Here is a 12,505-nt window from a genome sequence, read left to right on the forward strand (position 1 = left end):
TATGAGCGATCGCCCTTTAAAATTATTGTTAATCGACCAAGACCCGATTTTTCGTCTGGGATTACAGGTAGCTTTAGAAGCGATTCCTAACCTGGAAGCGATCGCAGTTGTAGAAACTGATACCATTGCCTTGCAGATTCTAGCAGAAATTGCCGAAAAAGACCCTAACCAGGTAAATTTGATAGTTTTAGAATTCGGTAATGGTCGCTCTACCACCAGTCAACAGCTAGGCTTACAATTTTGTCGACAACTCAGAGGCTTATATCCCAACCTACCAATCCTACTCCTCAGTTCTATTCAAGAACAAGGAATGCTATTGGCGGCAAAATCTGTTGGTGTAAATGGCTACTGCCCCAAAGGTACACCACTTCCTGAGTTAGTCGTCGCCATGCAAGAAGTTGCAGATGGTGGTTCTTACTGGTTTCAGGACATGGAAGCAATTACAACTCCTAACTCCTCTTCCCTCCCTTTCTTTAAACTGCGAAATAATTTACGTTTGTCAGGAATTGCTAACATTGATGCTACCCTAGCCGCAGTAACAGCACAATTACAAGTTGCCGGACTACCAGTACTAGATCGAGCAATTCTAGCTGGACAGCGGCGAGAACTGCTAGTGGCTCGTTGGTTGCTAAATCGGTTGTTGGTTTCGCCACAAGAAAGGCAAGAGGAACAGATTCCGCTTGCTGATGAGCCACCTGTGACTCCTTCATTAAGCATTCAACAAAGACAAACCGTATCACCTTTACTTAGTCCGGGAACCCTACAATCTGCCTTGTTTACATCTTGTGTTACTAAGCTTCAATTTCCTTTAATAAATGTCACAGATATACCTTTAGAAATTGATATTTTTCGTGAAGATAAAAAACGAGAATTACTTTATCTGATCCTACAAAAATTGGCAGAACAGTTGGATGAACTGCGTACTTCTCAAATAGAGATAAATCAATTGCATGAACTAAGAAATACTTTGGTATATGATTTATGGCAAGCAGCAGTTACAGATTTTTTTGGAAAATTTTCTCGATTAAAAATAGTTAATAAAAACATAAAAATTGTTAATTTATTGCTGCAAGATACAGAGGTTGTCCAAAGAGAGATTCTCAATAAAATCCCGCTAGTTTGTGAGTTTTATTCTTATCTATTATTTCAAACAGAATTGAACATTGACAATACCTCCTATCCAGTAGTGAGTGCTGAAGCTAAGTCTCAAGTATTGATGATTTTAGAGAACTTATTGATTCAGGTAGCGAATGGAGTAGTGCAACCACTGTTAAATTATTTAGCAGATGTAGAAGAGATTAAGCAAAACTTTTATGGACGCCAATTGATTTCTACAAGAGAAATTGAACGGTTTAGAAATGATTTGTCGTGGAAATATAGATTAAAAAATTATATAAATGAGCCAAAAGCAGTTTTTGAAAGTCGCTATGAGCTATTTGTAATTGCGCCTCGTGGCATTGCCAATACTTCAGTTTATGCTCCTCGAAATCAAGAGTTAGTAAAACTTTCTAATATTCCCTTAGTAGTGACATTGCTCCTAGAATTTAGTGATGCGATCGCACCGCGTTTAAAATCACTATTAGCTGTTTTCGGTAGCGGTATAGTTTTTATCCTTACCCAAATAGTTGGTCGAGGTTTAGGTTTAATCGGTCGTGGTATTCTTCAAGGTATTGGTAGCGTTTCGTCAGTAGAAAAGAACTTTAAACGAAATAGCGATCGACCTAAGTGAACCAGCAACACAGACGGGCAGCTTTCTGTAGTTCTTTTCCCAATGACAAATAACAAATGACAAATAACAAATGACAAATGACAAATGATTTTATCGGGCTAACAATTTCTTATGTTTACGCTATCAGTCTGCTTGTGATTGGCGAGGGACTACGTAGGCTATTTGGTGTAAAGCCGGATTTGACCCGCAAGGTAATCCATATTGGTGCAGGGATGTGGGCTTTCGGAGTCCTGCTACTGTTTAAGAATTGGGAAATCGGAATTATACCTTTTGCAACCTTTATCGGACTGAACTACTTGTTTTACCGCTACCGAATCATCGGCGCAATGGATACCCAAGATAGCTCACCCGGCACAGTTTATTTCGCTATCTCAGTGACACTGCTGTTCGGGCTATTGTGGCGACCAGATGGGCCAGTAGATAGCGTTGCGATCGCCGTAGCTGGGATAATGGCAATGACCTGGGGTGACGCACTAGCAGCATTAATCGGTAAACGTTTTGGGCAACATAAATACCAAGTGGGAAGTTCTATACGTTCCTGGGAAGGTTCAGCAGCAATGTTTATAGCAAGTACAGTAGTAATTTTCTTGGTGCTGTTGCTGCTACCTGGTTCGTCGCTGAGTCCCCTAGCAACGCCTTTAAGTTTAGGTTGGGTCTTTTTGACGGCAGTAGTAACTGCTACTTTCGCAACTCTAGCAGAGGCAGTCTCGCCCCACGGCACAGATAACCTCAGCGTACCTCTAACAGCGGCGGGAGTAGTTTGGATTTTTATGCAAATTTTTAAGGCACTCCCAATTACTTCGTTCCCTGTCTAAGACTAGAATTGCAGTCGCTCACAATATAGATCCTCAATAAAAACAGCTATTTCACTGAGATATCTGCGGCGGGCTATGACGTTCGACGGCTCACTAACGTTGCGCTATCGGTATCGCACTATTAAATCGGTAATTTATACCTTTAATTTTTAGCACCTAACTTTGGAGTACCGCTCCTTCATACTACAATACTATTATTTTGAAGTTGGCAGTGTTTGTAAACACAAGATATCTGTGATCGAGAACACATATTTGTTGACAGAGACAACTATATGATCTTCCCCACATGGACATACAGCAAGAATACATCTTGTAACCTGATTTCCATCTTCTTTCTGTTAACTCCAGCGATACACAGTTATGCTTCATTTTCTGATTAAGCAGGAATTGTCAAAGCATACCTGAAAGGATTTCCCACAATTGAAGAAGGCAGAAGCCTGTAAGTATCAATCAAAACTCTAGTTGCGGGTGATTGCCCACTACTAGAACAAAATTGTGTCGAGATATGTAACACCGACACAAATCATCCTTGCTTCAATCTCATGCTTTTAAGCGTGGGATTAATGCAAAGATGCCTTCATACCTCGTACCTTCTGCCTTCTGAATGCATTTTTCATCAAAAAACAACTCTAGCAACATAGGTACAATCAATATGAACTTTAAACAATTTGGTGTATTACTGTCTATATCTACAATTCTTGGACTCAACGTGATTGCGACCAAGGTTTTGGCTGAAGAGCCTAGTATTACTTTTGGAGATGCAATCGGGTCTGGTGGATGTATTGTTGACGATCAACTTGTTGGAGAGGATGGTAGAAGCTTATCGATCGTCTTGGATAACTTTAGTGCATTCAGTGGTGACCGTAAAAGGTGTATTTTACGCGTTCAAACTTTTATTCCAAGTGGTTTCATCGTCCAAAATGTACAAGTACTGTACCAAGGAACTACTGATATTGATAGCAAGAGTAAAGGTACTAGCTTAAGCAGAACTTATAGCTTTAGTGGTGGTGCTCTTGGTCAAGCCGTAGCTCCCCCTAAAACTAGCAAGTTTACATCTAGTAAGGCATTTGCGGAGCAAGATGAGATTACTGTTATAGCTGCTACAGGTTTATGTAGTGGTGGTGGACAAGGATTATTAGGTATTAATCTGACTGCACAATCCTCATCTGGAAGTTCTATTTTCGTTGATACAGCCGATATCAATGCTGGGGATGTGATACTTTCTTTTGACCTAAAGCGTTGCTAGTAGTTGCTTTTAGCGATTCTGCGGATAGATGGTGATACACCGCACCAAATTCCAAATTTAGTGGTTTTCAATGAGTGGGAGATTTAGACACACCACTCATTGAATCTACTAAAGGTATTCTTCTTTAAGATTACAAATATTCTGTTGATGGAGAATAAGATGATGTTGAGATTAAGTGATGCACGTAATTTTTTCATATTAATGTGCTTGTTTTTTTTCTATTGTTATGATGCCAATTCATCTAGCGCTGCTGCTCCAGTAAACAACCAGCCACGATTTTCGGTTAATAGGGGATGTAATATAAGTTTCAATCCGCAAATAAGTCAATTTACGCTTCGCGCTCCTATAACTGTAAAGGCACAATCGTCAAGGGCTAGATGTATCATTAGAATTGATACCTCTAATACTCAAAAGCAATTTAGGCTCGTGCCTTTAGCTATAAAAGGTGTAGTAAAGAAAGCACCAGCACGAGTAGCTATCACATCATTTTTACTTGGCGATAAAGCAACACCATATCAAATAACATATGGAAATGCTAGAAATTTTGATTTGACCAAGCAAATACTTCCAACTAACTATACAAGTACAGGAAAAAGTGTTTTAGGTATTAATTTAGTATTAACAACAGCCGGAGGAGAATTAGAGTTGACAGATTTAAAGTTTGCAGTTCAACAAAAATAATAAGCTCAATTTTGAGGGATGCTCCCCAATTCTGATGACGTTACGTTTGCAATTAAGGAGCTGTCAATATTGGCAAAGGTAGCGAGAACTGCAAAGTCAGTATCTCAGTATCCTTGTGGAAGTCAGTAATGATATAGGACTCATATCTGATTTTTGAACGACATTTTAGATAAAACCCTTATAAAACAGGCTTTTCAGTCTCAAGATGTTTTCAGAAATCAAATCGGAGTCCTATATCAGTACCTTGTTTAAGTTATTATAGTGACAACTCCGTGCGTAAGTGCTAATTCCAATTGCGGCACAAATGGAAGAAGCCTTCTAAAAACTCTTGCAAAGGAATGTTGGTATTTAACTTTTGCTTACTCCACTCTCTTGCAGTTCGTTCCAGAATTTCTGAGAAACTGGGATAGGCAGGAGATAAACTTGCTAGATGTTTGACTTTAATTTTTTGTGATATTGCCAAGGCAATCAAATTAATTAATTCTCCAGCTTCTGCCCCCAATATCGAAGCTCCCAAAATTTCCCCATTGCGTAGCACAATTAATTTACACATACCAGTGGTTTCATCCCGAAGTTGGGCTGCTGCCACTGTTTTAAAATATTGTCGCAAAACTAAAACTTCATTTCGACGAAATTGGCGTTTTGCCTGTGCCTCTGTCAAACCCACTTGCGCTAGCATCGGCACAGAAAATATTGCCCAAGGAATTGAGGGATAATTTACTCGTAACCTAGGAAAAAATAGTGCATTGTTCAGGGCAATTTTTGCTTCATAATTAGCGATATTGGCAAAGTCGTAACCGCCAATTACATCACCACAGGCGTAAATGCGATGGTTAGTGGTTTGCAGTTTATCATTCACCACTAAGCTACGTCGATGCCATTTCACACCGACTGCTGCTAGATTTAGAGATTCAAGATTCGGCTGTTGTCCAGTCGCCACTAGAATTTCATCCGTTTCAATGGCCTTATCTCCTGCTTGAATCCACTTTTTATTGTCAATTAGCCTCACCTGAGTTACTGGTTTTTCGGTGAGGACGCGCACACCTTCTACTTCCAACTGCGCCTGAAGCAATATGGCGATTTCAGGGTCTAGATATGGAAGAACATAAGGATGCTTGACTACTAGCGTCACACTGCAACCAAACCTTGCTAAAGTTTGAGCAATTTCAATGCTTTGGGGAATTCCACCGATAATTACCCAATTTTTAGGTAACGTCGTTCCCTGGAAAGATTGCCAAATATTAGAAAGGGTTAGATAGCCAGTGGTTTGCAATCCTTCAATCTCAGGAATTTCTGGACGCGAACCACTAGCAAGCAAATAAGTACGGGCGCGTAGTAGGCGATTGTTAACGGCAAAAGCCAGTTGGGGTGAAGATTGAAATTGACCACTGCCAATGATGATATCGACTCCCTGCGCCGCTAGGATGGCTGGGGAATGATGTTCTTGGAGATTTGAGGCGACGCATTGAGCATACAGCATCGCTTCTTGCCATGCCATAGATATATGGCATTCTTCTGAAGTATCAGTGTGTGTCGCATGAATACCAAAACCAGCCGCATCCTTCAACTTCTGCGCTAGTTTACCAATTTCGGCCAGAGCATGGTGATGAGTAAACCCGTAGTCTACTTTGGGTTGTACCAGGGCAACTGTAGCACGTAGTTGGGTTGCAGCAAGTGCAGCATAGTATCCAGCAAGACTGCTACCAATAATTACAACATCGTAGTCAACGGTCACGTGAATTTAGATTAGAGTTAGGAGTTAGGAGTTAAGAATTAAGAGTTAGGAGTTAAGAATTAGCAGTTAAGAATTAAAACCTTTTTTTAACTTATAACTCCTAACTCTCTTTTAGCGCTGTTAGTAAGCGTTGGTTATCGGACTCTTCACGTACAGCAACCCGGAAAAAGCGATCGCCTAGTTCTTTAAAACTAAGGCAATCGCGGATTAAAATCTGGTGATACTTGAGTAATTGTTGCTGTAACTGGGAAGTAGATTCTTGGGACTCAACCAGTAAAAAATTAGTAGCACTTGCTTGGGGTTGTAATCCTGGGATTTCAGCTAAACCCTGAAACAGTTGGTTTCGTGCAGGTGGTAGCCATGCCCAGGTTTGTTGCTGAAACTCCGTATCTTGGAGTGCTGCAATTGCCGCTGCTGCCGCTAGCGTGTTTACAGGCCAAGGATCGCGCCATAGCTGCCATTTCGCTAGGCAGTCAGGATGTGCGATCGCATATCCCAATCGTAGTCCTGGGAGACTGTAAAATTTGGTCAGCGATCGCAATACTACTAAATTCGGATATTCCTGCACCACCGGAATCAGGCTTTGTTCCTCATTGGGCGGCACGAAATCCATAAATGCTTCATCCACCACAACCAAAGCAAATTGCTCCAGGTAGGGCAAAATAGAGTCCCGTGTAAATAGTTTTCCGGTTGGGTTGTGCGGATTATTCAGCAATAGTCCCCAGTGAGTGCTGAGTGCTGAGTGCTGAGTGCTGAGTACAACTGGTAACTCAGCACGGACTAAACGCCCCGCTTCCGCTAACAGCACTCGTTGCTCAGAATTAATCAGGGGACACTCCAGCACATTAGCGTTGTACGCTGACAAGGTTCGGTAGTAGTCGCCAAAGGCTGGAGTGATTAAAATTGTCGCGGCTAATTGAGCTAATTCCCTACCGATTAAAGTGAGTAATTCTGCGGAGCCGTTACCCGGCAGAATCCACTCAGACGGCAAGTGATGGAAGTGACTGAGAGCTAGTCTCAGTTCACTATAGTTTGGGTCTGGATAGTGCTTAAGATTACCAATTTGGGACTTAATAGCAGCGAGCGCGCTATTTGGAGGCCCCAACGGGCTGATGCTAGCAGAAAAATCCAGAATAGCATCAGGGGGACAGCCAGCCAGTGCTGCTGCCCAGGCTAAATTTCCCCCGTGTGCAGGTTGCCGCATTAAAAAAGGGTTCCCGAAGACAGAACCTATGCTTTTGGGGGTGCTACCTTTTCTCTAAACAGTTTTCCTGCGGAGAAAGCAGGAACCCTTGTCGCTGGAATTTCCATTTTTTCATTTGTTTTCGGGTTGCGACCTTCACGGGCTTTACGTTCCCGTGATTCAAATGAGCCAAATCCCACCAATGTCACCTTATCACCAGAGGAAACCGCTTCAATAATTGTTTCCAAAGCGGCAGTTAAGACTGCATCCGCTTGTTTCTTGGTAACACTAGCCTTTTCAGCTACGGCATCAACTAATTCACCTTTGTTCATGTCAAACTCCTGAAGGTTTATTTGAAATTTCAGTACGGATGTAAAATAATACATTTATACTGAAATGTTTGCTTGCGGAAATACAAAAATCATCCTTTGGGAGTATTTTTCTCAAAACGGCTGTACATCCCATCGGCTCGACTTTTCAATGAATCATTCTAAGGTGTTGTAGCCTGATGTGGATAGATGAAACCATTAATTTATATAGATTTCAGGATTTTTTGTAATTTTAGAGTACTTGTTCCACTAAAAACCACCCCAAAAGTAGGAAAAAATACCTAGTAAATCCCGCAATTACAAAGAAAACAGGGGAGTGGGAAGGTGGGAGATGGTCAATGTTTGTTGGCATTCATTACCGATGTTGAAGAGTTATTGCTGAGATTAAGCAATTTTTATCGAAATTGAAGGCTCAGATTCCCGATTTCTCTAAAAAGTCGGGGATTTTACTCACTTTTCATCTGATGTGGAAAATCCAATGCGAAATTTAACCCCATGCAAGCTTCTTTAGTAGGGAAGGGGTAAAAATTAAAGCTTCTCTGCTACAAGGCTATCCATTAGTCACATCTTTCTTAACATTTATGGTGGCGATTTCTTGTTTTTCTTGTGGAAGAGAACGCCACTTTGTTAATAACTCTTGTTCTGAAATCATTAGTATTCACCCACTACTGTTACTTCTGTTGTAATTGGGTAGTTTTATTCTAGAATGACATTTAAACTTAAACCTACTCCTAAAAAAGAAGATACCCGGCTTCTTTAAGAAGTCGGGTATCTGAGCCTTTAGCAGAGTTAACTCACCTGCTTATCGTCTTTATTACCTGCCAGGAACCTTCAACCCACGACGCTCAAGGATTTGCCGCACTTCAGGGCTAGGGGCATAGTTATAGCCGTAGGAGGAGTTCTCTGAGTCGTCCATAATCTGAGGTGTGAGTAACACAATCACCTCTTGACGCTGGTTCTGTCGGTTTGTGCTTCTAAATAGCGAACCAATTAGTGGAAGATCGCCTAAGATAGGAATTTTGGAGACAGCTGTCCGATCTTGATCTTGAATAATACCACTTAGGATTAGTGTCTGACCATCTCGTAAGCGAATTAAGCCAGAAGTAAGAGAGCGCTCAGACACTAAAATAATTTGTCCATTTCCTGTATCTTGTGAGGCGGAAGGAGCGCTGACAGTAGGAGCAACCGATAGAGAAACGAACCCATTATCGTCAATCCGATCAATTTTTACACTCAAGGTTAAGCCAACTTTTTGTTTCTCAATTGTTCTTTCTGTCCTAGAACCACCAGAAGTATCCGTTGTTTCGAGGGTTATATTTCCCACTACTTCTTGAGTCAGATTCACCAGAGCTTGCTGACCTTCTTGCACAATTAAGGTTGGGTCGGTCAAAATTTTGGCATTGCCATTTGTAACCTGAGCCTTCAAACTAGCGAGAAGACTTTTGGTAAACCGATATGGTGATGTAATAGTGCTAGCGACATTATTGATGATCGGTGTACTAGTCAAGCTATTTCTTGCTTCATCGCTAGTAGCTGGTCTAGCACCGCCAAAATTCAGAGATGCAACACCACCATCATTGCTAAAGTAATTGTTACCAACCCCAAAAGAAAAGCTCGTGTTGTAGTCTTGAATATTCGAGAGGTTGACATCAATAATCTTGACGTTGACTACCACTTGACGACGGCGGATATCTAGCTGAGTTAGTTGAGCCATCGCAATCTCAATCAGTCTAGGAGGGCCAATTAAAGTCAGGGAATTAGTGCGCTCGTCTCCTAATGCCTGTAAACCTCTTAGTAATGGACTAGAGTCTTGAAAACTAGCGCGTTGGGTTTCCAGTCTGGTTTCCGTGGTCGTTTGAGTTTGGGTGATGGGAGCAGCCGTATTACCCACCGCTACGGCACTAACACTGGTAACTTGTCGTTCGCGGCTGACGGCACTTTCTGCTCCTAAGCCAACCAAAAAATTCAGAGCGGTTCCCACCGTGACCTGATTTAGTCGAATACTACGCATAACCATATCACGCGTTGCATTAGGTAATTTAGCCCCGACAAAAACTGTACGACCACTACGGTTAGCTTCTAAACCACTCAGGCGCAAAACGTAGTTAAATACATCTTGCACTGGCTCATTTTCTATATCTAGCGAGATTGTTTGAGAAACTGCTGGTGCATTAGCACCGCCACCTGGCTGACCTCCACCACCTTGCTCACCTCCTACGTAAGCCAGGTTCAAACCAGCAGCACGAGCAAGTAATGACAAAACCTCACGTACTGGGGCATCTCGCAGTACTAGACGAGGTACACGTTCCTGAGTTGCTAAGTCAACGGTGCTAGGAGAAGCATCGGTAGCCGAAATAGCAATATCTCCCACTGGTGGGGCGACGGCTCTAGGTAAGAAAGGTGGAGCCTGACTCAGAGGTTGACCTGGCCCAGCAGCTTGTGCAGGTTGTCCGTCAATGGTGACTTGCGGGTTAGGAACGAGAACACCTGGATTTTGACCAGGTTGGGCTGGAGCTGGAGTAGTAACAGGTGGTGCTGTGGATGTTGGGGTTGTTGGGGCTGTTGGCGTTGGTGCTGATGCTGTAGTGCCTGTTGAAGGGCTAAAACTGAGTGTAATTCCATTTGGCGATCGCATCACGGGTTGACTGCCTGGTGCATTGTTGCTGCCAGTTACCGTCACCCGAATGCTATTAGCATCAAGCTGACTAACTTCAACAGAGGCAATTCCTGGTGCTGGGTTATCTTGACGAAAACTATTACCTTGTGGTAAACGTAATTGAGTGTTGATAACATCAGCGACTAAAGCCTTGCCTCTTTTTGTAGTGAAAACTTGGGGGCGCGACCCAGAAGAAGTTTTCAAAGCGAGGCTAATTCCACCATTAACGGGATTTAACTGGACATCAGTAACTTGACTAATTTGTGCCCAAACTGGTTGAGCCGCCAAAAATACAAAAGCGGCAGTACCTAAAATAAAACTATTACCGTGAAACTGTTTCACAGTTCATTCCTCACCTTATAAAACCTTGTTTACAAACAATTTTGAGTAGGCGGTTAGAAACCACACGCCAATTGCTTATGGGGAAACCCCATTGGCGTCTGGCTTGACTACACAAGACTTTACCCACCTACCCTACGGGAACGCCAAGGGCGAACGCGAGTTTCAAAACCCTCAATTTTTTCTTAGTCTGCGGGAAGGCTTTGTCTACGCTTGTATAGCTGCGAATTCTATTCGTCCTAGCTCTGATTTGACTACTTTTTCGGGGCAGCTTTCGCTGCTGCGGCTATTTCTTCTGGACTAAGTGGCATCAATACCTGTAACTGGAATGATGTATTAATCGCTGCTGGGCCTACCTGCATCGGCGTTTTATCTAATGGGGATCTTGTCTCTGCTGGAGCCAAAGTTGCTTGATAATCTTTAACTATTAACAAAGGCTGTAACCGCTCAATGTTACGAATTATCGATTGTGTTTGTTCATAAGTTGCTGTAATCTCAGCGCTGATAGTACTGCGTTGCAGCTTGCCATCAACCCCTACTCCTAAACTTCCATCGACAATCGGTTCTGGTTTTTGGGAAATAGGCACATATTTTTTCAGTTTGGCTCTTACTGCATTAATAGAAGTTGCACTATTGCCAGACTCAATTAAGCGGTTCAAATCCAACAGTAATGTATCTAAGGTTTTTTCGTTAGCAAATAAACTTAAAACCTGAACTTTTTGCTGCTTTGCCTGTGCTAGTTCGTCTTTAACTTTGTCAATCTGTTTGATATTGGCTTTTTTTTGCTCAATTTGCGCTTGCAGTTCAGAGCTTTTGGCTTGCTGTTGCTGATAGCTTTCCCAAGCTGGCATCAGCAGGTTTAATAATATATAACCTGCTCCCGCTAAACCAATTACCCCCACCAAGATCCCAATAATTTTTGGTGTGAAGGCGATACCAAATACCACAGGTGCGGCTGGCGCTGCCTGATCGAATTCCCCACCTTGTTCGGCAAAATTTAAATCATCACTCAGCGTCATTTTGAAATGACTCCTGTTTGTTGCATATTACGAATTCGAGTTACTAACCCCACTGTGCCTTTTTTTTCTAACTCTCGAATTAATTCCGACGCTGGAACGTCGTTCATGCTCGATTGAATAGTGTATTTAACTACTTGAGGTGGCTTAATAATTACATCAGTAGAAGATTGACTCGCACTTGGTGTTAAGGGAGCCTCTACTAACGTTGCTGTGAGAATTCTGGTTTCTGTGGGCTTTAAAAACTGAGACTGTTGTAAACTCAATAAGAAATCATTGACATCATTAAAAGAACGAGCCAATCCGTTAATTTCTAATCCTCCTGCGGGATTGTTTGGTGGCTGACCTGCCGCTACCGCAATAGGTGGAATTTGCTTGATGTTCTCGATTTGCACTGCGCTTGGGATGCGATCGCGCAAATCTTGTAGCATTGCTGACCAAGGACGAATCTGGTCAAATACAGTTACTAAAGCTTGGGTTTCCCCTTTAATCGCATTTGTCTCGGCTTTGATTTTGTTAATATTTCCTATTTCTGTATCTAACCTCTTGCTTTCTTGGTCTAGTTGTGCAATCTGACCATCTAATTCAACAATCTTCCCTTGCAGCAACCACCAACCAACTCCCAATAAAACCGGAAGACCTATACCTACTGCAACTCCCGCATACAGTAGTGTCAAATCCCCCGTAGGGAATTTTAGGGCTATTCCTCCTTGTTTCTCTGGCTTTTTCTGGTATGCTGGGCGGTCTTTAAGAAAGTTAACATCTAGGCTGTACAT

At 42.2% G+C, this 12,505-nt stretch carries 10 protein-coding genes; 4 read left to right on the forward strand and 6 right to left on the reverse strand.

Translation table 11 applies throughout. The annotated features are described in order from the left end of the window. Window position 1 precedes the first annotated feature (1 nt). The 4 genes from V7K53_RS33395 (at window position 2) to V7K53_RS33410 (ending at window position 4,471) form a co-directional block, all read left to right on the forward strand. Complete coding sequence (locus tag V7K53_RS33395; RefSeq protein WP_335201828.1) at window positions 2-1,729, forward strand: DUF3685 domain-containing protein; 1,728 nt, start codon at window positions 2-4, stop codon at window positions 1,727-1,729. A gap of 77 nt (window positions 1,730-1,806) precedes the next feature. Continuing rightward, window positions 1,807-2,544 carry a diacylglycerol/polyprenol kinase family protein gene (locus V7K53_RS33400; RefSeq protein WP_335201726.1) on the forward strand — a complete coding sequence of 246 codons (738 nt, stop codon included), beginning with the start codon at window positions 1,807-1,809 and terminating at the stop codon, window positions 2,542-2,544. A gap of 652 nt (window positions 2,545-3,196) precedes the next feature. Next, complete coding sequence (locus V7K53_RS33405) at window positions 3,197-3,790, forward strand: DUF4360 domain-containing protein (RefSeq protein WP_335201727.1); 594 nt, start codon at window positions 3,197-3,199, stop codon at window positions 3,788-3,790. Window positions 3,791-3,949: 159 nt separating this feature from the next. Next, the gene (locus tag V7K53_RS33410; protein ID WP_335201728.1) at window positions 3,950-4,471 is read left to right on the forward strand and encodes a hypothetical protein; all 522 of its coding nucleotides are present in this window, start codon (window positions 3,950-3,952) and stop codon (window positions 4,469-4,471) included. Between the two features lie 283 nt (window positions 4,472-4,754). Here the strand turns inward: V7K53_RS33410 and V7K53_RS33415 are convergent, their stop codons facing one another. The 6 genes from V7K53_RS33415 to V7K53_RS33440 form a co-directional block, all read right to left on the reverse strand. After that, window positions 4,755-6,206: a dihydrolipoyl dehydrogenase family protein gene (locus tag V7K53_RS33415; RefSeq protein WP_335201729.1), complete on the reverse strand. Its 1,452-nt coding sequence runs from the start codon at window positions 6,204-6,206 to the stop codon at window positions 4,755-4,757. A gap of 100 nt (window positions 6,207-6,306) precedes the next feature. After that, window positions 6,307-7,410 (reverse strand): threonine-phosphate decarboxylase CobD, encoded by a 1,104-nt coding sequence (gene cobD / locus V7K53_RS33420; protein WP_335201730.1) that lies wholly within the window; start codon window positions 7,408-7,410, stop codon window positions 6,307-6,309. Between the two features lie 26 nt (window positions 7,411-7,436). Further along, a complete protein-coding gene (locus V7K53_RS33425; RefSeq protein WP_010998076.1) occupies window positions 7,437-7,721 on the reverse strand; it encodes an HU family DNA-binding protein in 285 nt (94 codons plus the stop codon). Window positions 7,722-8,532: 811 nt separating this feature from the next. Beyond that, window positions 8,533-10,716, reverse strand: a complete 2,184-nt coding sequence (locus V7K53_RS33430; RefSeq protein ID WP_335201732.1) for an AMIN domain-containing protein — start codon at window positions 10,714-10,716, stop codon at window positions 8,533-8,535. 251 nt (window positions 10,717-10,967) lie between these two features. Beyond that, entirely contained in the window at window positions 10,968-11,732 is a 765-nt protein-coding gene (locus V7K53_RS33435) for a pilus assembly protein PilO (protein WP_335201733.1), read from the reverse strand. Continuing rightward, complete coding sequence (locus V7K53_RS33440) at window positions 11,729-12,505, reverse strand: PilN domain-containing protein (RefSeq protein WP_335201734.1); 777 nt, start codon at window positions 12,503-12,505, stop codon at window positions 11,729-11,731. Before V7K53_RS33440 ends, V7K53_RS33435 begins: the two co-directional genes overlap by 4 nt.

The sequence above is a fragment of the Nostoc sp. genome (assembly GCF_036917355.1).
Taxonomy (GTDB): Bacteria; Cyanobacteriota; Cyanobacteriia; order Cyanobacteriales; family Nostocaceae; genus Nostoc.